At 71.6% G+C, this 23,477-nt stretch carries 23 protein-coding genes; 16 read left to right on the forward strand and 7 right to left on the reverse strand.

What is annotated here, in order from left to right:
* Positions 1–45: 45 nt before the first annotated feature.
* The gene (locus tag ACXJY8_RS19080; RefSeq protein ID WP_463772145.1) at positions 46–1,278 is read right to left on the reverse strand and encodes an amidase; all 1,233 of its coding nucleotides are present in this window, start codon (positions 1,276–1,278) and stop codon (positions 46–48) included.
* A 111-nt stretch (positions 1,279–1,389) separates the two neighbouring features.
* Between ACXJY8_RS19080 and ACXJY8_RS19085 the strand changes: the two genes are divergently transcribed.
* The 6 genes from ACXJY8_RS19085 to ACXJY8_RS19110 all read left to right on the forward strand — a co-directional run bounded on the left by ACXJY8_RS19085 (position 1,390) and on the right by ACXJY8_RS19110 (position 5,913).
* Complete coding sequence (locus ACXJY8_RS19085) at positions 1,390–2,406, forward strand: extensin-like domain-containing protein (protein ID WP_463772147.1); 1,017 nt, start codon at positions 1,390–1,392, stop codon at positions 2,404–2,406.
* A 148-nt stretch (positions 2,407–2,554) separates the two neighbouring features.
* Complete coding sequence (locus ACXJY8_RS19090; protein ID WP_463772150.1) at positions 2,555–3,022, forward strand: hypothetical protein; 468 nt, start codon at positions 2,555–2,557, stop codon at positions 3,020–3,022.
* 56 nt (positions 3,023–3,078) lie between these two features.
* Positions 3,079–3,699 (forward strand): ribonuclease T2 family protein, encoded by a 621-nt coding sequence (locus ACXJY8_RS19095; protein WP_463780815.1) that lies wholly within the window; start codon positions 3,079–3,081, stop codon positions 3,697–3,699.
* A 64-nt stretch (positions 3,700–3,763) separates the two neighbouring features.
* A complete protein-coding gene (locus ACXJY8_RS19100; RefSeq protein ID WP_463772152.1) occupies positions 3,764–4,609 on the forward strand; it encodes a 23S rRNA (adenine(2030)-N(6))-methyltransferase RlmJ in 846 nt (281 codons plus the stop codon).
* 165 nt (positions 4,610–4,774) lie between these two features.
* Positions 4,775–5,569 carry a peptidoglycan-binding protein gene (locus tag ACXJY8_RS19105; RefSeq protein ID WP_463772156.1) on the forward strand — a complete coding sequence of 265 codons (795 nt, stop codon included), beginning with the start codon at positions 4,775–4,777 and terminating at the stop codon, positions 5,567–5,569.
* Between the two features lie 50 nt (positions 5,570–5,619).
* Positions 5,620–5,913, forward strand: coding sequence for a hypothetical protein (locus ACXJY8_RS19110; protein ID WP_463772159.1), 294 nt, complete (start codon positions 5,620–5,622; stop codon positions 5,911–5,913).
* Between the two features lie 209 nt (positions 5,914–6,122).
* Here ACXJY8_RS19110 and ACXJY8_RS19115 read toward each other — a convergent pair whose 3' ends face one another.
* On the reverse strand, positions 6,123–7,556 hold the full coding sequence (locus tag ACXJY8_RS19115; protein WP_463772161.1) for an FAD-linked oxidase C-terminal domain-containing protein: 1,434 nt from the start codon (positions 7,554–7,556) through the stop codon (positions 6,123–6,125).
* Positions 7,557–7,849: 293 nt separating this feature from the next.
* Between ACXJY8_RS19115 and ACXJY8_RS19120 the strand changes: the two genes are divergently transcribed.
* The gene (locus ACXJY8_RS19120) at positions 7,850–8,215 is read left to right on the forward strand and encodes a c-type cytochrome (RefSeq protein WP_056187453.1); all 366 of its coding nucleotides are present in this window, start codon (positions 7,850–7,852) and stop codon (positions 8,213–8,215) included.
* A gap of 90 nt (positions 8,216–8,305) precedes the next feature.
* Here the strand turns inward: ACXJY8_RS19120 and ACXJY8_RS19125 are convergent, their stop codons facing one another.
* On the reverse strand, positions 8,306–8,848 hold the full coding sequence (locus tag ACXJY8_RS19125; RefSeq protein WP_463772167.1) for a MarR family winged helix-turn-helix transcriptional regulator: 543 nt from the start codon (positions 8,846–8,848) through the stop codon (positions 8,306–8,308).
* 192 nt (positions 8,849–9,040) lie between these two features.
* Between ACXJY8_RS19125 and ACXJY8_RS19130 the strand changes: the two genes are divergently transcribed.
* Positions 9,041–9,463: an organic hydroperoxide resistance protein gene (locus ACXJY8_RS19130; protein WP_056187450.1), complete on the forward strand. Its 423-nt coding sequence runs from the start codon at positions 9,041–9,043 to the stop codon at positions 9,461–9,463.
* 103 nt (positions 9,464–9,566) lie between these two features.
* On the opposite strand, the gene hisS is transcribed toward ACXJY8_RS19130, so the two are convergent.
* The 4 genes from hisS to secB form a co-directional block, all read right to left on the reverse strand.
* Positions 9,567–11,075, reverse strand: a complete 1,509-nt coding sequence (gene hisS / locus ACXJY8_RS19135) for a histidine--tRNA ligase (protein ID WP_463772171.1) — start codon at positions 11,073–11,075, stop codon at positions 9,567–9,569.
* 127 nt (positions 11,076–11,202) lie between these two features.
* Positions 11,203–11,694 (reverse strand): DUF3429 domain-containing protein, encoded by a 492-nt coding sequence (locus ACXJY8_RS19140; RefSeq protein ID WP_463772174.1) that lies wholly within the window; start codon positions 11,692–11,694, stop codon positions 11,203–11,205.
* Positions 11,695–11,773: 79 nt separating this feature from the next.
* Positions 11,774–13,078 carry an MFS transporter gene (locus tag ACXJY8_RS19145; protein WP_463772177.1) on the reverse strand — a complete coding sequence of 435 codons (1,305 nt, stop codon included), beginning with the start codon at positions 13,076–13,078 and terminating at the stop codon, positions 11,774–11,776.
* Between the two features lie 215 nt (positions 13,079–13,293).
* On the reverse strand, positions 13,294–13,803 hold the full coding sequence (gene secB / locus ACXJY8_RS19150; protein WP_463772179.1) for a protein-export chaperone SecB: 510 nt from the start codon (positions 13,801–13,803) through the stop codon (positions 13,294–13,296).
* 480 nt (positions 13,804–14,283) lie between these two features.
* Between secB and ACXJY8_RS19155 the strand changes: the two genes are divergently transcribed.
* The 8 genes from ACXJY8_RS19155 to ACXJY8_RS19190 all read left to right on the forward strand — a co-directional run bounded on the left by ACXJY8_RS19155 (position 14,284) and on the right by ACXJY8_RS19190 (position 23,435).
* Positions 14,284–15,015, forward strand: coding sequence for a Tim44/TimA family putative adaptor protein (locus ACXJY8_RS19155; RefSeq protein ID WP_463772182.1), 732 nt, complete (start codon positions 14,284–14,286; stop codon positions 15,013–15,015).
* A gap of 22 nt (positions 15,016–15,037) precedes the next feature.
* Positions 15,038–16,225 (forward strand): murein transglycosylase A, encoded by a 1,188-nt coding sequence (mltA, locus tag ACXJY8_RS19160; protein WP_463772185.1) that lies wholly within the window; start codon positions 15,038–15,040, stop codon positions 16,223–16,225.
* A complete protein-coding gene (locus ACXJY8_RS19165) occupies positions 16,222–16,878 on the forward strand; it encodes a Smr/MutS family protein (protein WP_463772187.1) in 657 nt (218 codons plus the stop codon). Before mltA ends, ACXJY8_RS19165 begins: the two co-directional genes overlap by 4 nt.
* A 358-nt stretch (positions 16,879–17,236) precedes the next feature.
* On the forward strand, positions 17,237–18,502 hold the full coding sequence (rho, locus tag ACXJY8_RS19170; RefSeq protein ID WP_431739897.1) for a transcription termination factor Rho: 1,266 nt from the start codon (positions 17,237–17,239) through the stop codon (positions 18,500–18,502).
* A 146-nt stretch (positions 18,503–18,648) separates the two neighbouring features.
* A complete protein-coding gene (mnmE, locus tag ACXJY8_RS19175; RefSeq protein ID WP_463772192.1) occupies positions 18,649–19,965 on the forward strand; it encodes a tRNA uridine-5-carboxymethylaminomethyl(34) synthesis GTPase MnmE in 1,317 nt (438 codons plus the stop codon).
* Between the two features lie 116 nt (positions 19,966–20,081).
* Positions 20,082–21,962 (forward strand): tRNA uridine-5-carboxymethylaminomethyl(34) synthesis enzyme MnmG, encoded by a 1,881-nt coding sequence (gene mnmG / locus ACXJY8_RS19180; protein WP_463772196.1) that lies wholly within the window; start codon positions 20,082–20,084, stop codon positions 21,960–21,962.
* Positions 21,952–22,590, forward strand: a complete 639-nt coding sequence (gene rsmG, locus ACXJY8_RS19185; RefSeq protein ID WP_463772200.1) for a 16S rRNA (guanine(527)-N(7))-methyltransferase RsmG — start codon at positions 21,952–21,954, stop codon at positions 22,588–22,590. The genes mnmG and rsmG overlap by 11 nt, the downstream gene beginning before the upstream one ends.
* Complete coding sequence (locus ACXJY8_RS19190; protein ID WP_463772203.1) at positions 22,587–23,435, forward strand: ParA family protein; 849 nt, start codon at positions 22,587–22,589, stop codon at positions 23,433–23,435. The genes rsmG and ACXJY8_RS19190 overlap by 4 nt, the downstream gene beginning before the upstream one ends.
* Positions 23,436–23,477 lie beyond the last annotated feature (42 nt).

The raw sequence follows: 23,477 nt of genomic DNA on the forward strand, positions 1-23,477 counted from the left end.
GTCAAACAGAAGTCCCCCCGCGGTCGCAGGGTGCGGCGATTCGGTTCAGACCGCCAGCGCCTGCTCGATCATCCCCGCCACGGCCAGCGCGCGGCCGTCGTCGCCGAAGCGGGCGACGACCTGCACGCCGAGCGGCAGGCCGTCGCCGGGAACCGGGACGGTGACGCAGGGCACGCCCATCAGGGTCCAAAGGCGGTTGAAGCGCGCATCGCCGGTGGTGCCGAGGCCGGCCGGCGCCCGGCCCGGGGCCGACAGGGTCAGGATCGCGTCGAAATCTCCGAACAGGTCCTTCAACGCGCGCCGGGCCCGGTGGGCGGCGCGGCGGGCCGCGTCGTACTGGGCGGCGACGAGGCCCTGGGCCGCGTCGAGCTGCGCGCCGAGTTCCGGGCTGAGCTGCGCCCGATGGTGGGCGTATTCCCAGGCCAGCGCCTGGCGCGCCTCGTAATCCTGGATGATCGCGTGCTGCGCCCAGGCCTCCGGCAGCGGGGCCGGCAGGACGAGGTCGACGATCCGGGCGCCGGCGGCCTCCGCCGCGCGGGCGGCCCGGTGCAGGGCTGCGACGGCCTCCGGATCGGCGCCCTGCGCGAAATCCTGGAGGCAGAGGCCGAGGCGCGGGGCCTGGGGGGCTGCGTCGAGGTCGAGGGCGGGCCGGTCGGCGATCAGGCTCAGGCCCCGGGCGACGTCGCGGATGCCCGCCCCGAACAGCCCGACGGTGTCGAGGGCCCAGGAGAAGGTCTTCACGCCGACCGTCGGTAGCAGCCGGAAGGACGGCTTGATCGCCGCCACCCCGCAGAAGGCGGCCGGGCGGATCACCGAGCCGCCGGTCTGGGTGCCGAGCGCCAGGGGCACCATCCCGGCGGCGACGGCCGCGGCCGAGCCCGCCGAGGAGCCGCCGGGCGTGTGGCCGGGGTCGCGCGGGTTGACCGTCGCGGTCGGGTCGTGGCTCGCGAAGGGCGAGGTGGTGGTCTTGACCAGGGGCACGGCGCCGAGCGCCCGCAGGCGCGCCACGATGGCGGCATCCGCCCGGGGCCGCCAGCCGGCGTAGATCGGCGAACCCATCTGGGTGGGCAGGTCGGCGGTGTCGATGATGTCCTTGATCCCCACCGCGATGCCCGCCAGCGGGCCCGAGCCGGCGATCGCCGGTGCGGGATGCTGGCTGACGATCGCCCCGATGCCGGGGTCGCGGGCCGCGATGGCGGCCTCGGCGAGGCGGATGGCGCCGGCGGGATCGAGGGTGCCGGCGGCGATGCGGGTGCGGAGATCGACGAGGGACAGCATGCGGGCTTGGTCCGGTCTCGCGGGGCTCCTGTCAACACCCGTCCACACGGACGCGGACCCGCACCGCATCGTTGACGCAACGTTTACGGAACCCTGCGCATCGTCCGCATCATGTGGCGTAGCGTATTCGCGTTCTCGGCCCTGACGCTGTTCGGCGCGGGCCTCACCGGCTGTGCTCTCAACAAGTTTGAGCAGCGCGAGCCCTGGCGTGACCAGACCGAGCAGGCCTGCAACGCCAAGCGTCTGGTGGAGACGACGGAGTTCGTCACCCCCGTCAAGGAGATCAGCGGCCCCGGCGTCTGCGGCATGCTGCAGCCCTACCGCGTCACCCGCCTGGGCAAGGGCACCGTCGCCCTCAAGCAGCGGGTCACCCTGGCCTGCCCGGCCCTGACCGAGGCCGAGGCATGGCTCGCCGACACCATCCAGCCGGCCGCGAACCTGTATTTCGGCCAGCCCGTGGCCGAGATCAACGCCGGCACCTATGCCTGCCGGGGCCGCAACAACCAGGCCGGCGCCAAGCTCTCCGAGCATTCCTTCGGCAACGCCGTCGACATCATGTCGTTCAAGCTCGCCGACGGCTACGTCATCACCGTGAAGGGCGGCTGGCGCGGCACCGAGGCCGAGCAGGGCTTCCTGCGCGAGGTCTTCCTCGGGGCCTGCGCCCGGTTCTCCACCGTGCTGGCGCCGGGCTCGAACGTGTTCCACTACGACCACATCCACGTCGACCTCGCCCGGCACGACCCGCGCGGCCTGCGCCGCATCTGCCAGCCGCTGATCAAGTTCGTGCCGCAGCTCGGCGCCGACGGCGCCCCCCGCGCCACGGCCCGTCCGCGTCCGCCCGAGCGCCTGCCCGCCCCGCCGCAGGCCCCGATCGACGTCGAGGAGGACGATCCCTACGGCGTCACTCCGATGTCGGCGCGCCAGCCCGCCCGGGCGCCCGCCGCGCAGCTCGCCCACGGGCCGGCCCCGGTGCGTGCACCCGCGCCGCCGAGCGCCTACGCGGCGGCCCCGCGCAGCTCCGCCGCGCGGCTCCCCGCCCCCCGGGTCGCGGCCGCCCTCCCCCCGGAGGACTTCGCCGCCGAGCCGCTCTCGCTGGCCGCGCCGGGCCTCGCCGAACCGATCTACTGAGGCCCCGGCCTACCCCGTTCGGAGTGTGCCCGGCGCAACCCAGGGCGCTCGGAAAGCGACGCGGCGCCCGGCCCCGTGCTTGACAGGGCGATGCGAGGCGCCATCGTTCCGGGACGTTCACGGACTCCAGCGGAACAAAGACGCCGGCATGCGCCCGAATCCCCTCTCCACCGCCTTCGCCCTCGGCCTCGTCCTGGCGGGCGCCCTCCAGCCGGCGCTCGCCCGCTCCGGCCGCGAGGAGATCACCCCCGCCGAGGAGCGCGAGTTCAACTTCGAGGCCGACATCCCCGGCTGCCAGGCCCCCGAGGTGCTGGAGCGGCTCTCGACGCACTTCGCCGAGAAGGAGGCGAAGTTCTGGAACTCCTCCCTCACGATCCTGCGCTACGAGCACATCGAGCGCACGGCCTGGCGCCCCTGGGGCCTCGATTACTATCCGCGCCGCTTCTGCAGCGCCGTGGCCACCACCTCGGACGGCGTCCGCCGAAAGGTCGACTACTCGGTGCGCGACGGGCTCGGGATCATCGGCGCCGACTGGGGCGTCGAGTTCTGCGTCCACGGCCTCGATCGCAACCTCGCCTACGCCTATTCCTCGGCCTGCCGCGAAGCCCGTCCGTGAGCCACGCCTCTCGGCGCTCTCGACGCCTCGCCGGTGCGGGTCTCGCCCTCGCGCTGATGGCGCCGGGCGCGCTCGCGCAGGGCTTCGAGCGCGGCGGCACGCCGGGCGCGTTCGACTTCTACGTCCTGGCCCTGTCCTGGTCGCCGACCTATTGCGAGGGGCCCGGCGCCCGGCGCGAGGCGGAGGGCCAGTGCCGGCCGGGGCGCGGCCTCGGCTTCGTCGTGCACGGGCTCTGGCCGCAATACAGCCGCGGCTACCCCTCGAACTGCTCGTCCGTCGAGCGCTCGCCGACCCGGCAGGCGATCGAGGTGGCGGGCCAGGTCTATCCCAGCGAGGGGCTGGCCCGGCACGAGTGGCGCACCCACGGCACCTGCTCGGGCCTCGACCCGGTCTCGTATTTCCAGGCGGCCCGGGACGCCCGCGCGGCGGTGACCATCCCGGACGCCTTCAAGGCCCCCGAGCGCGACACCCGGATGGCGCCGATCGAGGTCGCCCGGCAGTTCGTGGCGGCCAACCGGGGCCTGCGCCCCGACATGATGTCGGTGACCTGCCGGGGCGGCCAGCTCCAGGAGGTGCGGATCTGCTTTACCAAGGACCTGCGCGGCTTCACCCCCTGCCCCGAGGTGGCGCGCCAGAATTGCCGCGCCGGCGAGGTTGCCATCGACGCCGCGCGGTAGAGGATGCCGCGCTCCGCCCCCGGGTCCGCTCGCCGGGGCCCGCGGTGAGACAGGCCCGGACGTCATGAATTACCGCCACGCCTTCCACGCCGGAAATTTCGCCGACGTCCTGAAGCACCTCGTGCTCAGCCGCGTTCTGGCCCATCTCTGCCAGAAGCCGACGGGGTTCCGGGCGATCGACACCCATGCGGGCCTCGGCTTCTACGACCTGACCGCCGACGAGGCCGGGCGCACCGGCGAGTGGCACGAGGGCTGGGGCCGCCTCGCGACGCCGTTCCCCGAAGCCGTCGAGACCCTGCTCGCCCCCTACCGGGCGGCGGTGGCGGCGGTGCAGGACCGGCACGGGCCTGCGATCTATCCGGGCTCGCCCGCGATCATCCGCGAGTTCCTGCGCCCCAGCGACCAGGGCGTGTTCGTGGAGCTGCATCCGGCCGACGCCGAGACCCTGCGGGCGCGCTTCAACCAGGATTCGCTCTCGAAGGTGATGCATCTCGACGGCTGGACGGCCCTCAACGCGCTGATCCCGCCCCCTGAGCGCCGCGGCCTCGTCCTGATCGACCCGCCCTACGAGGAGCTCGGCGAGATCGACCGGCTCGGGGTGGCGCTGGCCAGGGCGGCGCGCAAGTGGCCGACCGGCATCTATCTCGGCTGGTATCCGATCAAGGACGTCGCCAAGGTCGACCACATGGTGGCGCAGCTCGACCGGGAGCTCGCCCGCCCGGCCCTGCGCCTCGACCTGATGGTCTCCGAGCCCGACCCGACCCGGCTCAACGGCACCGGCCTCGTGATCGTCAACCCGCCCTGGCGGCTCGGCGAGGAGGCGATGCTGTTCCTGCCGGCGCTGGCCGAGCGCCTCGCCCGCACCGATTACGGCGCCTTCCGCTGCGAGGCGTTCGGCGCCGAGGCCTGAGCGTCCGGCAACACGCGGCCGCCGTGCCTCGAATCGGCGCCCTTCCTCGAGCCGTTCACGGTTCCTCGTTCCTGTCATCACCTGACTGGTGGTTGAGGAATTATATTTTTCACTCCTAGAGTGTGGAAGGCGGATCAACACGAACAAATCCCGGGGGGCGTACAGATGTCCAAGTGGACGGAAACAGTTCCGTTGGATGCCTCGCGCCGGCTATTGAACGGCGATCTGCGCGGCGCGCGCAACGCGACGATGCTCGAACTCCTCGGAAATCCTCGGTCGAGCTACGACGAGACCTGTCGCGATCCCACCAACCCCGACCTCGTCCGACGCATCGTCCGCGAGGATGTCGGGCCCTTCAAAGTTCGGGGCTTGCAGCCGGCCGTCGAGACCCTGCGCGCCATCCTCGCCGACGTGAAGACCGAACATCCCGAGATTCACGCTCTGCTCGGGCAAGTGGGAATGTTGTGCTGCCGCTTCGTCAGGGGGAGCCGCAGTGCGATCAGCAATCACTCCTGGGGCACGGCGATCGATCTGACGATCGATGGGATCCTCGACCGCCGAGGCGATAACCGGGCTCAAAGGGGCCTGCTCGCGATCCATCCCGTCTTCAACCGGCACGGCTTCTACTGGGGAGCCGCGTTCCCGACCGAGGACGCCATGCATTTCGAAGCCTCCGACCAGTTGATCCGAAGCTGGCATCGCGAGGGGCGTCTGTTCGGCGAGGGGCAGGATTCCGCGCCGGCCTTCGCCGAGTTCGGGGATCGCGGGTCGGAGGTGCTGGGGGTCCAGCGCCGCCTCGCCCTGGCGATCTCCGGGGAGATCGACGCGGACGGGGTCTTCGGGGCTGTGACGCGCGCGGCGGTGATGGAGTTCCAGCGGCGCCAGCGACGACCCGTCACCGGGATCGTCGACGACGCGACCTGGGCAGCCCTGAAGGCAGAGACGCCGGATGTTGCGTGATCAGGTGTGACGAGGAGGCGAGGATGCCGGAGTTAAGGTCTGCGGACGTCATGGTTGATGCCCTTCTGGGCAACGAGGACACGATCGAGAAGCTGAGGACCGATCCGGCTCCGACCCTCCGCGAGGCTGCCGCGGAGGCCAAGAGGACAACTCCCCTCAACGGAGACGTCTGGGTCTACCGCATGGTCGTCGGCTTCCTGGGAGGCGTCGTAACCATCGTGGCCGTTGGACTGATCGTCCTGAGTTTCGTGGAATCGAAGTCCACCCCGGAGGGCCTGATCGCGCTGGGTTCGGCGGCGGTCGGTGCCCTGGCGGGCCTCCTGGCGCCCGCCCCCTCTCGCTGAGCGCGCCTGCCGGTGCAGGCATCGATCACGAACAGATCGTCGACGGTGATTTGGCCAAGGCCGCCGGATCACGGACACCCCTTGGGCGGGTCGGTTCGACCCCCCGACATCGATCAGCTCCAGATCGGCATTCCGCGAGCGCGGACCCTGTCTCCCGAAAGGACGGGGAACCCACTGAAACCCACTGAAACCGCCTGCAACCGACGCGATCAGGCGACGAGGCGCCCCTCCAGCGGAAACACCTTGGCGGGGTTCATCAGCCAGTGCGGGTCGAAGACGTTCTTCACCCGCATCTGCTGCTCGAGATCGACCTGGGCGTACTGGAAGCGCATGAGTTCGCGCTTCTCGATGCCGACGCCGTGCTCGCCCGTCAGGCAGCCGCCGACCTCGACGCAGAGCTTGAGGATCTCGTCGCCGGCCGCCTCGGCCTTCTCCATCTCGCCCGGCTTGTTGATGTCGAACAGGATCAGCGGGTGGAGGTTGCCGTCGCCGGCATGGAACACGTTGGCGACGCGCAGGCCCTTCTCGGCGCAGATCGCCCCGATGCGCTCCAGCACCCCGGGGAGCTGGCCGGTGGGGATGGTGCCGTCCATGCAGATGTAGTCCGAGATCCGGCCGGTGGCGCCGAAGGCGGACTTGCGGCCCTTCCAGATCGCGGCGCTCTCGGCTTCCGATTTCGAGACCCGGATGCTGGTCGGGTTGAAGTCGCTGGCGATGGCCTCGATGCGGGCGAGCATCGCCGTGCATTCGGCGTCCGAGCCCTCGACCTCGATGATCAGCATGGCCTCGGCGTCGCGCGGGTAGCCGGCCTGGGCGAAATCCTCGGTGATGAGGATCGCCTCGCGGTCCATGTACTCGATCGCCACCGGGATGATGCCGGCGCCGATGATGGCGGCCGTGCAGGCGCCCGCATCCTCCACCGAGCCGAAGCCGACGAGGGCCGGGCGCGCGCCCTCCGCCGCCCGCAGGATGCGCACGGTGGCCTCGGTGACGATGCCGAGCTGCCCCTCGGAGCCGCAGACGAGGCCGAGGAGGTCGTAGCCGGCCGCGTCGAGGTGCTCGCCGCCGATCTCCACCACGGTGCCGTCGTTCATCACCAGGGTGACGCCGAGCAGGTTGTTGGTGGTCACCCCGTACTTGAGGCAGTGCGCGCCGCCGGAATTCATCGCGATGTTGCCCGCGATGGTGCAGGCGAGCTGGCTCGACGGGTCGGGGGCGTAGAAGAAGCCCTCGTGGCTGACCGCGCCCGAGATGGCGAGGTTGGTGATGCCGGCCTCGACCCGCGCGGCGCGGTTCTCGTAATCGACGGCCAGGATGCGGTTCATCTTGGAGATGCCGAGGATCACCGCGTCCTCCTGCGCGATGGCGCCGCCGGCGAGCGAGGTGCCGGCGCCCCGCGGCACCACCCGGACGCCGTTGGCGTGGCAGAACGCCATCACGGCCGAGACCTCGGCGGTGGTCGAGGGCAGGACGACGGCCAGGGGCATCTTGCGGTAGGCGGTGAGCCCGTCGGTCTCGAAGGCGCGGCGCTCGTCCTCGGTGGTCACCAGGGCCTCCGGCGCGACCAGCGGCGCGAGGCCGGCGATGATCGCCTCGCGGCGGGCAACGATGGCGGCATCGGGCACGGGAAAGGCGATCGACATGGGGGCGGCTCCTCGCACACGGCTTCGCCTTCAGCCTGCACTCAGGCGCAGCGGCCTAAGACCGATGCCGCGAGCAGGGGGCGCTTTGTGACGGACCTTAGGCCAAACCACGGGTTTCCGCATCCTGCGGGGATGCCGAATGCGGGCCTTGGGACGAAACCCGCGCCCTGAAGCTTCGTTTCGTCGCAGGACGGGACCGAGAGTTGAGGCGTTCTCAGTCTCGATCTGTTCTAAATGCCTAAGCTCTGCCATAAGCGAAGGCGGCTTCGGCCGCCCTAAGGAGGAAAACAACAATGCGTCATCTGATCCTCGGCGCCGCGCTCGCGCTTCTGCTGCCGCTCTCCGCACAGGCCCAGGAGGCCGGCGACGCCGCGGCCGGCGAGAAGGCCTTCGCGCCCTGCAAGGCCTGCCACGCCTTCGGCAAGAACGGCGTCGGCCCGGACCTGAAGGGCGTCGTGGGCCGCAAGGCCGGCACGCACGAGGGCTACAACTACTCCGCCGCCCTGAAGGGCTCGGGCATCACCTGGGACGAAGCCAACCTCAAGGAATGGCTGAAGGACCCCAAGGCCAAGGTGCCGGGCAACAAGATGGTCTATCCGGGCCTCAAGGACGACAAGAAGCTCGCCGACGTGATCGCCTATCTCGGCACGCAGAAGTAAGCGTCGCCTCCGGTCCCGTGCGGGGCCGGGTCGCCATCGGCGAAAGCCTTCCGAAGGGTCGTTCCCACCGCGGTGGGGACGGCCCTTTCTTTATCGGGCTTCGGCTTCCGCCCGGGGGTGTTCCCGTGCCGCGTCCGGGCCCGGCTCCTGCGCGAGGTTCTCGTGCAGGGAACTGCGCAGCTGGACGAGGGTGTCGAGGAGGGCGCGGCGGCCGTCGAGGTCGAGGCCCGTGAGGCCGCCCGCGAGGCCCGGCACGCATTCCATCCGCTCGCGCAGGGACCGGCCGGCCGGGGTGAGGAAGATGCTGACCTGCCGCTCGTCGGCCCGGTCCCGGGCGCGCCGGACATGGCCGGCCGCCTCCAGGCGCTTCAGCAGGGGCGTCAGGGTCCCGGAATCGAGGAACAGGCGCTGGCCGATCTCCTTGACCGTCAGGCCCTCCTCTTCCCACAGCACCAGCAGGACCAGATACTGGGGGTAGGTCAGGTCATGCCCGGCGAGCAGCGCCCGGTAGGCGCGCCCGAAGGCGTGGGCCGTGGCGTAGACGGCGAAGCAGAGCTGGCTGTCGAGGCTCAGGGCGTCGGCGCCCGGGTCGATGGCCGGCTCGGTGCGGGGGCGGGTGGTCCGTCCCGACATGGTGCGGTGTCCTTCCTCATGGGTGGCCGTACGGAACCGGCGACCTGTCACGACCTTATGCAAAACTCGTATTGCGCACAATCAAGTTCCGTGCGAGATGAAAACTAGGTTGCGCGCAATCGAGATCGTCCCGGCCCGGCCGGGGCGGAGCGCCCGAACCGACGCGTCCGTTCACCACGAGGAGAGACCGACATGAAGGCACTCTACACCGCACACGCCCATGCCACCGGCGGCCGCGAGGGCTCCGCCGCGACCGACGACTCCAAGGTGGACGTCAAGCTCTCGACCCCGAAGGAGCTGGGCGGCGGCGGCGGCGCCGGCACCAATCCGGAGCAGCTCTTCGCGGCCGGCTACGCCGCCTGCTTCCTCGGCGCGATCAAGTTCGTGGCCGGCAAGGACAAGATCCAGGTTTCGGAGGAGTCCAAGATCGAGTCGAGCGTCGGCATCGGCCCGCGCGACGACGGCACCGGCTTCGGCCTCGTGGTCGCCCTCAAGGCGACCCTGCCGGGCCTCGACCGGGCCGTGGCCGAGGATCTCGTGAAGCGCGCCGACGTGGTGTGCCCCTATTCCCACGCCACCCGCGGCAACATCCAGGTCGACATCTCGGTCGCCTGATCCCGCCCGGCCGTGGAGCCCGCCTCCACGGCCCCGGGTCGCGCCTGGGACCTCGGAAGTCCTGGGACCTCGGAAATCCTGGGACCTCGGAAGTCCTGGGACGTCAGAAGTGGCGTCCCAGGACCTCGCGCACCCGCTCGACCATCTCGGCCACCGGCACCGAGAACTGGGCCGGGCGCGCGGCCTTCCACTCGGCGTTGCTGGTGATGGCGGCCGCCGCCTTGGCGCCCTCGATCAGGTCCTTGATCTGGACCTCGCCGGCCTCGCGCTCGTTCGAGCCCTGGATGATGGCGCAGGGGCTGCCGCGCCGGTCGGCGTATTTCATCTGCGCCTTCATGCCCGAGCCGCCGAGATAGAGCTCGGCCCGGATGCCGGCCTCGCGCAGGGTCGAGACCAGGCGCTGGTAATCCGCGATGTTGTCCCGGTCGAGCACCAGCACCACCACGGGGCCGGGCTTGGCGATGCCCTCCAGGAGCGGGCTCTTCACGAGTTGCAGCGCCGAGAACAGGCGCGAGACGCCGATGGAGAAGCCGGTGGCCGGCACCGGCTCGCTGCGGAAGCGCCCGACGAGGCCGTCGTAGCGCCCGCCCCCCGAGACCGAGCCGAAGCGCACCACCTGGCCCTCGTCGTTGGTGACCGGGAAGGTCAGCTCCGCCTCGTAGACCGGGCCGGTGTAGTATTCGAGCCCGCGCACCACCGAGGGATCGATGCGGATGCGGCCGTCGTAGCCGGCCGCCCCGAACAGGGCTGCCATGTCGGCGAGTTCGCGCACGCCCTCGAGGCCGACGGCGCTGCCCGCGAGGGACGCCTCGAAATTCGCCAGCGTGGTGGCGGTGTCGGCCGGCGCCGCGTCCGCTCCGGTCCAGCCGGTGAAGGCCAGGACCCGGCCGATCGCCTCCTCCGCCAGCCCCGCGCCCTTGGTGAAGTCGCCGCTCTCGTCCCTGCGGCCGGCGCCCAGCAATTCGCGCACGCCCGCATCGCCGAGGCGGTCGAGCTTGTCGATGGCGCGCAGTACGGTCAGGCGCTGGCCGGCGCTGTCGGGACCGCTGAGCCCGATCGATTCCATCAGCCCGTCGAGGACCTTCCGGTTGTTGACCTTGACCACGTACTGGCCGGTCAGCCCGAGCTTCTCCAGGGTGTCGGCCATCAGCATGCAGATCTCGGCATCGGCCGCCACCGAGCCGGCGCCCACGATGTCGGCGTCGAACTGCATGAACTGGCGGAAGCGGCCCGGGCCCGGCTTCTCGTTGCGGAAGACGTAGCCGGCGCGGAAGCTCCGGTAGGGCTTGGGGATCGCGTCGAAATGCTCGGCCACGTGCCGGGCGAGCGGCGCGGTCAGGTCGTAGCGCAGCGAGAGCCAGGATTCGTCGTCGTCCTGGAACGAGAACACGCCCTCGTTCGGGCGGTCGAGATCGGGCAGGAACTTGCCCAAAGCCTCGGTGTACTCGACGAAGGGCGTCTCCAGCGCCTCGAAGCCGTAGAGCTCGAAGCTCCGGCGGATCGTCTCCAGCATGCGGTGCTGGGCGGCGATCTCGTCCTCGCGCCGGTCGACGAAACCGCGCGGCAGGCGCGGCTTCAGGGTGTCGGCCTTCGTTGAATCGGCCTTGGCCATGGTGATCTTCGCGTCCGTCGGGGCTGTTCGGGGTCCCGGGGGCTCTATCGCGGGCGGCCTGGGGCGGCAAGCGCGTCGAGGATCGGCGCGCCAAGGATCCGCGCGCCAAGGATCGGCGCGTCGGGCATCAGAGCGCGAGGGCGAGCAGCGCCGCGAGGCTCAGGATGGCGATGGGGATCTGCACCGGGCGCAGGCGGGCGAAGAACAGCGGCGCCTCCCCGCGCCGGGCCGCGATCGGATCGAGCACGGCGATCGCGCCGAAGCCGAGGAGGAGCAGGACCAGGGCCGGCACGGCCTCGTCGAGGGTCGTGAGCACCAGGGCGGCGAAGCCGAGGCTGAACAGGCCGATCATGGTTGCGATCTGGGTGACGGTGGCCCCGCCCTCGGTGCGGAAGCTGACGCCCCGGCGCACCCCCGACAGGAACAGCAGGATGGCGCAGCCCCACAGGATGGTCAGCGCGGCGGCGGCCTGTCCGAGGGGGGCGCCGTTCCAGACCCAGGCGGCCAGCGCGCCGGCGGCGAAGGGCAGCATCGGGCCGTAGCCGAACACCACGCTGAGCCAGGGCACGGCGCGCGGCTCGGTGACCCGCAGGGTCCGTCCGTCGGGTCGATCGTCCATCGTCTGGGGCTCCGGTGGCTGAGGCACCCTCGCCAAACCGGGGCGGGCGCGGGCCGTTCCGCCCGGCGGCAATCCGTCCTCAGGCCGTCTCGGGCTGGGGCGCGCGCCGGGTCGGGCCGGTCCCCGCGCCGGCCTCGGCCGCCGCTTCGGACCCCTTCAGTCCGGACGCCGTCTCCGGCGCGGCGTCGCCCTTGAGCCCGCCACGGCCCTCGCTGGTGGTGTCGAGCCAGAGCACCAGGGCCAGGGCGACGAGGGCCGGGGCACCCAGCGCCAGGAAGGCCCCGGTCCAGCCGAGCATCGCCTGGGCGAGGCCGCCGTACCACGCCGAGAGCGCGCCGCCGATGCCCTGGATGGCGTTGAGGGAGCCCAGGGCCGTCTGGGTACGGCCGGAGCCCCAGGTCAGGTCGGCCACCACCACCGGCACCGCGACGCCGATGATGCCCGAGGCGACGCCGTCGAGAATCTCGGCCGAGATCAGCCAGAGAGGATCGTCGATGAAGGCCGAGAGCGCGGCGCGAACGGGGAGCACCGCGCAGGCGGCGAGGAGGAGCTGGCGCCGGCCGCGCCGGTCGGCGAGCGACCCGGCGAACAGCGCCACGGGAATCATCACCAGCTGCGCCACCATGACGTAGCGGGCGGTCCAGCTCGTGGCGTCGACGGCGGTGGCCACCAGCTTCTGGCCCAGCAGCGAGAGCATGCCGCCATTGCCGAGGTTGAACAGGGCCAGCGCCACCGCCAGCACGAGGAGCTTGCGGTTGCCGACGATGCTGCGCAGGCCGGCGCGCTCCGGCTTGTCGTCGGAATCCTCCTGCCAGCCCACCGCCCGGCGCTCGCTGTAGCAATGGCCCGGGGTGGTGAGCGTGGCGACGATGGCCAGGACCGCCATGGCGCCGAGCACCCAGAAGGCGATGGCCGGGCCGAACCAGCCGGTGCCGAGGCCGATGCCGCCGGCCGCGAGCAGGATGCCAAGATGGTTGAAGGCCTGGTTGCGGCCCTGCTGCTTCGGGAAGCGGTCCTTGCCGACGATGCCGAGGGTGAGGGCGGTGACCGCGGGCAGCAGCAGCGTGCCGCCCGCCGCCGCCATCATCTGCGCGGCGAAGACCGGGATCACGCCCCGGGCCGGCAGCAGCAGCAGGGTGCCGCACAGGATCGCCCCGCAGGCGACCGCGATCAGCAGCCGGGGCCGGCCGAGCCGGTCGACCAGGGCGCCGAAGGGGCCGCTGAGGAGGAGGGAGCCGATGCCCACCAGGGTGGTCACGAAGCCCACCCGCGAGGGGCTCCAGGAGGCGGATTCGGCGAGCCAGGTACCGAGGAAGGGGCCGAGCCCGCCCTGGATGTCGCCCGTGAAGACATTGATCAGGGCGAGGTGGTGCGTGGCGAGCATGCGATCCAGGAACTGATGCGATCCGGCGGCCGGCGGCAGGATGGGCCGCGGCCGGACCGGCTGCGCGTAACGGCCGGGTCCGGCCTTCTTTTTAGGTCCGGCCTTCTTTTTTCAGGTCCGACCTTCAAGGCTCGGGTTCGGCCTTCGATCCGCGGAACTGCCGGATCCCGCCCCGGGCGCAGGAGCCCCAGAGCAGGCCCCCGGGCGAAGAGCCCTCAGGAGGCGAGCGGTCCGGTCTCGCCCTGGGCCTGGGCTTCCATCGCCTTCTGGCGGTAGAGGCCGACGAAGTCGATCGGGTCGATGTAGAGGGGCGGGAAGCCGCCGTTGCGCACGGCCTCGGCGACGATCTGGCGCGCGAAGGGGAAGAGCAGGCGCGGGCACTCGATCATCACGGCCGGGTGGAGCTGGTCCTGCGGGATGTTGCGCATGCGGAAGATGCCCGCATAGGTCAGCTCGAAGGCGAACAGCACCTCGTTGGCGATCTTGGCATCGCCCTCCAGGGTCAGGTCGACCTCGAAATCGAACTCGGCAATCTGCTTGGCGTTGACGTTGACCTGGATGTTGATCTGCGGTCCGCTCTCCTGCGGCTGCAGCGAGCGCGGCGCATTCGGATTCTCGAAGGAGAGATCCTTGGTGTACTGCGCGAGCGCGTTGATCGTCGGCGTCGCGTCGTCGGTCTGCGCCGTGGCGCCACCGTTGCCGTTCGGTGCCGGAGTGTCGGCCATGGCGTTCTGTCCTCTTCCTGAATCGTCGGGGCGCGGTGGAGCCCGGGTCTTGTGCCCCCGGGTCCGGGAGGCGAACCCGTGACAGGCGCCGGTCCCGGTCGCCCGGAGCCGGCCGGACCGGCCTGCACACCGACACGCCGCCACCGCCCGGCCGGCGCGATAGCGCGCTATCATGCTCGTCCGCACGGGACAAGGCGAGGCGGCGCGCGGGCGGGTCAAGGCGGCGCAGCCGCGCGCCCTCGCCTGGAATCGGCATCCGCGATATCCATATCATCGCACGACCCCGGAGGTTCGGTCCCGGCCGAGACTCCGCGCGCGGGACGCCGGCCCGCGCCTTGCGCAGGGGCCGTCAACTGCGCGACATGGCTGCGCGACTGGGCCGGGATTCCCTCGGCCAGGCCTGTCAGCCGAAGAATCGGGCCGGGTTTCCAGAGCCCCGTGAAGTAACGTATTCGTGCCACGGCCACGATCGGATCAGTGATGCAGGACTCCTTCGACTTGACGACCCTGATCTTCCTCGCGCTGGCGGTCTTCGTCATCTGGCGCCTGCGTTCGGTGCTGGGTCAGAAGACCGGCACGGAGCGCTCGCCCTTCAAGCCGGTGGACCGCAGCCGCACCGAGCCGCCGGCCGCGCGCGGGGACGGCGACAACGTCGTGCGCCTGCCGGGCGCCGACCGGGTCCAGCCCCAGGCGGAGCGCGGCCAGACCGCGGTGAAGACGGACGTGCGCGACTGGCGCGGCATCGCCGAGCCCGGCTCGGCCATCGCCCACGGCCTCGAGGCCGTCGTCCAGGTCGAGCCCGCCTTCGATCCGCGCGCCTTCGTGGAGGGCGCCCGCAGCGCCTACGAGGCCATCGTGATCGCCTTCGCCAAGGGGGACCGCAAGACCCTGCGCAGCCTGCTCTCCCGCGAGGTCTGCGAGGGCTTCGAGCGCGAGATCGATGCCCGCGAGGGCCGCCGCGAGACCGTGGAGACCACCTTCGTCTCCCTCGACAAGGCCGAGATCGTCTCCGTCGACGTGAAGAACCGCGTCGCGCAGATCACCGTGCGCTTCCTCTCCCACCTCATCACCGCCACCCGCAACGCGCAGGGCCAGGTCACCGACGGCAGCGCCGAGGCGGTGGTGGAGGTCCCCGACGTCTGGACCTTCGCCCGCACCCTCGGCACCCGCGACCCGAACTGGCAGCTCGTCGCCACGGAAGCCGGCGCCTGAGCCCGACGCCGTACAGGATCGCGTGACCCGGTTCTCCCGTCCCGCGGCGATCCTCCTCGCCGCCCTCAGCCTCCCCTCCCCCGGCTCGGCCGCCCCCGCGGCCGAGCCGTTTCGCGTGGGCGGGGCCGTGCTGGAGCCCGTCGCGACCGCCGCCCTGCCGGGCTTTCCCGGCCCCGACGCCGCCGGGGCGCTGGCGGCCTTCCGGCGGACCTGCCGGACCCCGCCGGCGACGCCCCAGCCCGCCACCGTCACGGGCGCGCCCGAGGCGCTGCGGGCCGCCTGCGCCCGGGCCGAGACCGTGCCCGAGGCCGAGGCGGCGCGCTTCTTCGCGGAGGCCTTCGAGGCCTACCGGATCGTCAGGCCCGCGGCCGGCGGCGACCCGGAGCGGCGCACCGGCTTCCTCACCGGCTATTTCGAACCGGAACTCGTCGGCGCACCCGCCCCGGGCCCGGATTTCACCACCCCGGTGCTCGCCCGGCCCGACGACTTGGTCAGCCTGGAGCCCGGCGAGACGCGGCCCGGCCTCGACCCGTCCCTGCGTGCCGCGCGCCGGGTCGGCGACGGCTTCGAGGCCTATCCCGACCGGGCCGCGATCGAGGACGGCGCCCTCGGGGCCCGGGCCCGGCCCCTGCTCTACCTGCGCGACGCCGTCGACCTGTTCGTGCTCCAGGTCCAGGGCTCGGGCCGGGTCCGCCTGACCGACGGGCGCTCGGTCCGGGTGCTCTACGACGGCCGCAACGGCCGGCCCTACACCTCCATCGGCAAGCTCATCGTGGCGGAGGGGCACCTGCCCCTCGACGGCCTCACCCTGGCGCGCTGGACCGGCTGGCTGCGGGCGAACCCGCAGCACGCCGCCCGGCTGATGCGGGCCAACGCCTCCTACATCTTCTTCCGCCTCGCCGAGATCGACGACCCGAGCCTCGGGCCGCCCGGCGGCGCCGGCGTGCCGCTCAGCCCGGGCCGCAACCTCGCGGTGGACGCCACCCTCTGGCGCTACGGCCTGCCGTTCTGGCTCGAGGGGCGGATCGCCGGGGCCTCCGAGCCGGGGCGCCTCGTCGTCGCCGCCGATACCGGCTCGGCCATCGTCGGGCCGGCGCGGGGCGACCTCTACCTCGGCACCGGCGCGGAGGCGGGTGTCGCCGCCGGAAACCTGCGCGACGCGGTCGGCTTCGTCGTGCTGCTGCCGAAATCCGGGGCGTCCGCCCCATGAAGACGCCCCGGCGCCCGCGCGGCCTCTCCGGCGAGGACGCCTATCTCTGGGGCGAGATCGCCCGGCTGATCACGCCCCTGCGCGGCCGCCTCGCCGGGCGGGGCGCCGCGGGCAAGCCGTCCGCCGCCACGCCCACCCCGGCGGCGGCGGCGACCCAGGCGGCGCCCACCAAGCCCGCCCCCTCGAAGCCTGTCTCGACGAAGCCCGCGCCGCCGAAGCCGATGCCCCGGACGCTGGCCAAGCGCGCGGCGCTGAAGCCGACCCCGCCGCCGGTGCCGCCGGCCCCCGTCCTGGCCCCCGCACCCCCGACCGCGCCCGGCCTGGAGCGCCGGGTCCGCCTCGCCCTGCGCCGGGGCGCCCTCCAGGTCGATGCCCGGATCGACCTGCACGGGATGTACCAGGCGGAGGCGCACGGGGCGCTGATCGGCTTCCTGATGCGGGCCCGCGCATCCGGTCACACCCACGTCCTCGTGGTCACCGGCAAGGGCGGCCCGACCTACGACGACGCCTTCTCGGAGCGCGGCGTGCTCCGCCGCAGCGTGCCTCACTGGCTGCGCGCGCCGGAGCTGCGCAACGTGGTCCTGGGCTTCGAGGAGGCGGCCCGCCACCATGGCGGCGCCGGGGCCCTCTACGTCCGCCTGCGCCGCCGCTGAAGCCTCTGGGAAGCGCGTTCCGCGCGGTCCCGGGAGGGCCCGAGGCATGCCCCGCGGGCGGACCTTGCGAAATCCCGCGAAACGCGGTACCGCTAGGGCCTCTCCTCGTTACGCCGCGTTGCATCCGTGAGCCCCTGGCTCCGCCAAGACGATGCGCGGAGCCGTCTTTCCCCAGGACGGACCGACTGATCGGCGCCGAAACGGCGCCCGGCGACCAAACTCCCCGACTGCCCTGTCCGACCCTCTGCCCCGCCTCGCCCTTCCCGCCGGTTCTGAATCCCCCATGACGTCACCGTACGAGACCCTCCCCGTGGAAAGCCCGGCCGAGGGCGGAATCGTCGCCGCCGATCTCGACGGCATGCGCGAGGTCAAGCTCCAGGACCTCAAGTCCAAGACGCCGACCGACCTGATCGCCTTCGCCGAGGAGGTCGAGGTCGAGAACGCCTCGACCATGCGCAAGCAGGAGCTGATGTTCGCGATCCTGAAGCAGCTCGCTGCCAAGGAGGTCGAGATCATCGGCGCCGGCACCGTCGAGGTGCTGCAGGACGGCTTCGGCTTCCTGCGCTCGTCCGATTCGAACTACCTGCCGGGCCCCGACGACATCTACATCTCGCCGACCCAGATCCGGCGCTTCGGCCTGCGCACCGGCGACACGGTCGAGGGACCGATCCGCGGCCCGAAGGACGGCGAGCGCTACTTCGCCCTGCTGAAGGTCAACACGATCAACTTCGAGAACCCGGAGAAGATCAAGCACAAGGTCCATTTCGACAACCTGACGCCGCTCTTCCCGACGCAGCGCTTCAAGCTCGAACTGGACAATCCGCCGAAGAAGGATTTCTCGCCGCGGATCATCGACATCGTCGCTCCGATCGGCAAGGGCCAGCGCGCGCTGATCGTGGCGCCGCCGCGCACCGGCAAGACCGTGCTGATGCAGAACATCGCGCAGTCGATCACCATCAACCACCCGGAATGCTACCTCATCGTGCTGCTCATCGACGAGCGCCCCGAGGAAGTCACCGACATGATCCGCTCGGTGAAGGGCGAGGTCATCGCCTCGACCTTCGACGAGCCGGCCACCCGCCACGTGCAGGTCGCCGAGATGGTGATCGAGAAGGCCAAGCGCCTGGTGGAGCACGGCCGCGACGTGGTCATCCTGCTCGACTCGATCACGCGCCTCGGACGCGCCTACAACACGGTCGTCCCCTCCTCCGGCAAGGTGCTGACCGGCGGCGTCGACGCCAACGCCCTGCAGCGCCCGAAGCGCTTCTTCGGTGCGGCCCGCAACATCGAGGAGGGCGGCTCGCTCTCGATCATTGCCACGGCGCTCATCGACACCGGCTCGCGCATGGACGAGGTGATCTTCGAGGAGTTCAAGGGCACCGGCAACTCCGAGATCATTCTCGACCGCAAGGTCTCCGACAAGCGCATCTTCCCGGCCATCGACATCACCCGCTCGGGCACCCGCAAGGAAGAGCTCCTGGTGCCGCCGGACGCGCTCAAGAAGACCTACGTCCTGCGCCGGATCCTCAACCCGATGGGCGTCACCGACGCGATCGAGTTCCTCATGGACAAGCTGCGCCAGACCAAGAGCAACAACGACTTCTTCGACTCGATGAACACCTGAGATTCATCCGGCCGGACGCGGGGGCGGGGTCCGCCGCGTCCGGCCAGTGCTTTGCTGCTATTCGACGATTTCCCGACGAAACGAATTCGTTAGCTGGTTAACGACAGCTTGACGCGACTCGCGTCGGCGTCCGGGGCGTCGCTCCCATGCCCGAACAGACCACCCTCTTCGCGCCTGCCACCGGCCCCGGCCGCTCGGCCGTCGGCGTCGTCCGGATCAGCGGGCCGGCCGCGGCGGAGGTGATCCGCAGCCTCGCCGGTCCCCTCCCCGTCCCCCGTCGCCTCTCCCTTCGCACCCTGCGCGCGCCCGACGGTACGCCGCTCGACCAGGCCCTCGTCGCCTGGATGCCGGCGCCTGCCAGCTTCACCGGCGAGGACATGGTGGAGCTTCACCTGCATGGCGGCGTCGCGGTCCGCAGCGCGGTCCTGCGGGCCCTGGCCGACATCCCCGGATGCATCCCGGCCGGACCCGGGGCCTTCACCCGCCGGGCCTTCCTCAACGGTCGCCTCGATCTCACCGAGGCCGAGGGCATCGCCGACCTCATCGACGCCGAGACCGAGGCGCAGCGGCGACAGGCCCTGCGCCAGCTCGACGGCGCGCTCGGCGGGATCGTGGCCGACTGGCGCCGGCGCCTCATCGACCTGCTCGCCGGCGTCGAGGCGGCCCTCGACTTCTCGGACGAGGGCGACGTCGACGACGCGGCCCTGGATGCCGCGCTGGCGGACAAGGCGCGGGCAATCCGCGACGCGGTCACGACGGTGCTCGCCGATGCCCGCCGCGGCGAGCGCCTGCGCGACGGCTTCACGGTGGTCCTGGCCGGGCCGCCCAATGCCGGCAAGTCGACACTCCTGAACGCCCTGAGCCGACGCGAGGCGGCGATCGTCTCCGCCACCCCCGGCACCACCCGCGACGTGATCGAAATCCGCTGCGATCTCGGCGGCCTGCCGGTGGTCCTCGTCGACACCGCCGGCCTGCGCGAGGCCGGCGATGCGATCGAGGCGGAGGGCATCCGCCGGACGCGCGCCCGCATGCAGCAGGCCGACCTGATCGTATTGCTGGCCGGACCGGACGCCGAATCCGCGCCGTCCCTGCCGATGCCGGACGGACCCGTGCTGCGCGTCCACACCAAGCGCGATCTCGACCCCGCGACGGCCCTGCCGGAGGGTGGGATCGGCATCTCGGCGAAGACCGGGGCGGGCCTCGACCGGCTGCTGACGGCGATCGAGGCGAAGGCGGAAGAGGCGGTGGGAAGCGGGGATGCCCTCATCACCCGCGAGCGCCATCGGCTCGGACTGACCCGCTGCCGCGAGCATCTCGACCGCCTACTGGCCGGGACGGCCCTGCCGGAACTCGCCGCCGAGGACCTGCGGCTCGCCGTGCGGGCGCTGGGCGAGGTCGCCGGACATGTGGGCGTCGAGGAGATGCTGGACCGGCTGTTCTCGGGCTTCTGCATCGGCAAGTGACCGGGCCGAACATCTGTCTGTGACCGCGGGAGCATGAGCCGGCGGTTTCACGTGAAAACCGCGGCCCGGCCGATCCTTCGATTGACCATCGGCGCCCCAGCCGCTTAATCGATCCCATGCACCACACACCTGATTCCTACGACGTCATCGTCGTCGGTGGAGGCCATGCCGGCGTCGAGGCCGCCGCGGCATCGGCGCGGATCGGCGCGCGGACGGCCCTCGTCACCCATCAGGCCGCCACCATCGGCGCGATGTCCTGCAATCCGGCGATCGGCGGGCTCGGCAAGGGTCACCTCGTGCGCGAGGTCGATGCCCTCGACGGCCTGATGGGGCGCGTCGCCGATGCCGCCGGCATCCAGTTCCGGCTGCTGAACCGGCGCAAGGGTCCGGCGGTGCGCGGCCCGCGCACCCAGGCCGACCGCAAGCTCTACGCCCGCGCCATGCAGGCCGCCATCGCCGAGACCGCAAACCTCAGCGTGATCGAAGGGGAGGTGGCCGACCTCGTCCTCGCACAGGGCCGCGTCTCCGCCGTGATCCTGGCCGACGGACGCACCCTCCCCTGCGCCGCCGTGGTGCTCACCACCGGCACCTTCCTGCGCGGCCTCATCCATATCGGCGAGACCCAGATCCCGGCGGGCCGGGTCGGTGAGGCCCCGTCCCTGGGCCTGGCCCGGACGTTGGACCGGGCCGGTTTCGCCCTCGGCCGCCTGAAGACCGGCACGCCCGCCCGGCTCGACGGCCGCACCATCGACTGGTCCGGCCTGGAGATGCAGTCGGCGGACGAGGACCCCGTCCCGTTCTCGACCCTGACGGAGCGGATCACCACGCCGCAGATCCAGTGCGGCATCACCCGCACCACCCAGGCGGTGCACGATCTGATCCGCGCCAACCTGCATCGCTCGCCGATGTATTCGGGTGGGATCGCCAGCCGGGGCCCGCGCTACTGCCCCTCGATCGAGGACAAGGTCGTCCGCTTCGGCGACCGCGAGGGCCACCAGATCTTCCTCGAGCCGGAAGGCCTCGACGACCCGACGGTCTATCCGAACGGCATCTCCACCGCGCTGCCCGAGAGCGTCCAGCGCGACCTCATCGCGCTGATCCCCGGCCTGGAGCGGGCCGCCATCCTGCGGCCGGGCTACGCCATCGAGTACGATTACGTCGATCCGCGCGAACTCGACGCCACTCTCCAGGCCAAGCGTCTGCCGGGCCTGTTCCTGGCCGGGCAGATCAACGGCACCACGGGCTACGAGGAAGCGGCGGGGCAGGGGTTGGTCGCCGGCATCAACGCCGCCCGCCTCGCCGGGGGCTCTCCGCTCACCACCTTCGACCGGGCCGAATCCTATCTCGGGGTGATGATCGACGACCTCGTCACCCATGGGGTGAGCGAGCCCTACCGCATGTTCACCTCGCGCTCGGAATACCGCCTCTCGCTCCGCATCGACAATGCCGACGAGCGCCTGACGCCGAAGGGCGCCGCCCTCGGCTGCGTCGGCGGGCGCCGGGCCGCGCATTTCGCCGCCGCTCAGACGGCCCTCGACGCCGCGCGCGCCCAACTCGACAGCCTGAGCCTGACCCCCAACCAGGCTCGCGCCGTCGGCATTGAGCTCAACCAGGACGGCATCCGCCGCAGCGCCTTCCAGCTCCTGTCCTACCCGGGGATCGACTGGGCGCGGCTCTGCGCGGTCTGGCCGGACCTCGCCGCCGTGCGGGCCCGCGTGGCCGAGCGGCTCTGCACCGACGCCACCTATGCGGTCTATCTCGACCGCCAGCAGGCGGACATCGCCGCCTTCCGGCGGGACGAGGCGGTCGCCCTGCCGATCCGGCTGGACTATGCGGGGATTCCCGGCCTGTCGAACGAGATGCGCCTGAAGCTCGAAGCCGTGCGCCCCGGGACCCTGGGGCAGGCCGCGCGGATCGAGGGGGTGACCCCGGCCGCCCTGACCCTGCTCGCCGCCCATGCCCGCCGAGCCGACCGCGGGGCCGGCCATGGCCTCTGATCGCGACCGCGATCGGGTCCTGGCGTCAGCGGGTGTTTCACGTGAAACAGCGCAGCGCCTCGATCTCTATGTCGAGCAGCTCCGGCGCTGGCAGAACGTGAAGAACCTCGTCGGGCCCGCCACCCTGTCCGAGGTCTGGACCCGCCACATCGCCGATGCGCTCCAGCTCCGGGAAATCGCCCCGGAGGCGCAGACCTGGCTCGATCTCGGCGCCGGCGCCGGCCTGCCGGGGCTGGTCCTCGCCATCGCGGGCCGCGAGCGGACCGGATTTCAGGTTGATCTCGTGGAGAGCAACGCGCGCAAATGCGCCTTCCTCACCGAGACCGCCCGCCTCACCGCTGCGCCGGCCCGGGTGCACAATGCCCGCATCGAGCAGGTCATCGGTGGCCATCGCGGGGTCGCGGTGGTCTGCGCCCGGGCGCTCGCCCCCCTCGCCCAGCTGCTCGCCTGGGCGGAGCCGCTGTTGACAACCGGCACGGTCGGCCTGTTTCCGAAAGGACGTGATGTCCAATCGGAATTGACCGAGGCCGCGCAACGGTGGAGATTCGTTTACGATCTCGTGCCGAGCCGAACCGAGTCGGAAGCGCGGATCGTCCGCGTCACGACCCTATCTCGCGTGGATTCATGACAAGCGATCCGACTCCCGTACCGACGACCGGAGGCCATCCGGATCGGCCGCTGCGCATCCTGGCGCTGGCCAATCAGAAGGGCGGCGTCGGCAAGACGACGACGGCGATCAACCTGGGGACGGCCCTGGCGGCCATCGGCGAGAGCGTGCTGGTGATCGACCTCGATCCGCAGGGCAACGCCTCGACAGGCCTCGGCATCGACCGGCGCCAGCGCAAGGTCTCGACCTACCACGTGCTGGCCGGCGAGGCTTCCCTGGGCCAGGCCTGCATCCCGACCGCGGTGCCGCGCCTGATGGTGGCCCCCTCCACCATGGACCTGCTCGGCCTGGAGCTGGAGATGGCGAGCGCGCCGGACCGCGCCCACCGCCTGCGCAACGTGCTCAAGGGCGTCGGCGAGGCCGGCGCTACGGCGGGCGTCACCTACGTGCTGATCGACTGCCCGCCCTCGCTCAACCTCCTCACCATCAATGCCCTGGCCGCCTCCGATGCGGTGCTGGTGCCGCTGCAATGCGAGTTCTTCGCCCTGGAGGGCCTGAGCCAGCTCCTGCGCACCGTCGAGCAGGTCCGCGGCGCCCTCAATCCGCGCCTGACCATCCAGGGCATTGTCCTGACGATGTTCGATCCGCGCAACAACCTGTCGGCGCAGGTGGTGGCGGATGTGCGCAGCTTCATGGGCGAGAAGGTCTACGAGACCATGATCCCGCGCAACGTGCGCGTGTCCGAGGCGCCGTCGCACGGCAAGCCGGTGCTGCTCTACGATCTCAAATGCGCGGGCAGCCAAGCCTATCTGCGCCTTGCCTCGGAGATCATCCAGCGCGAGGGGCGCCTGCCCGTCGCGGCGTGACGAGGCGGGGGCACCCTGCCCCCGCCCTGTGAAGCGGTTCAG

Source organism: Methylobacterium sp. TK31 (assembly GCF_055361545.1).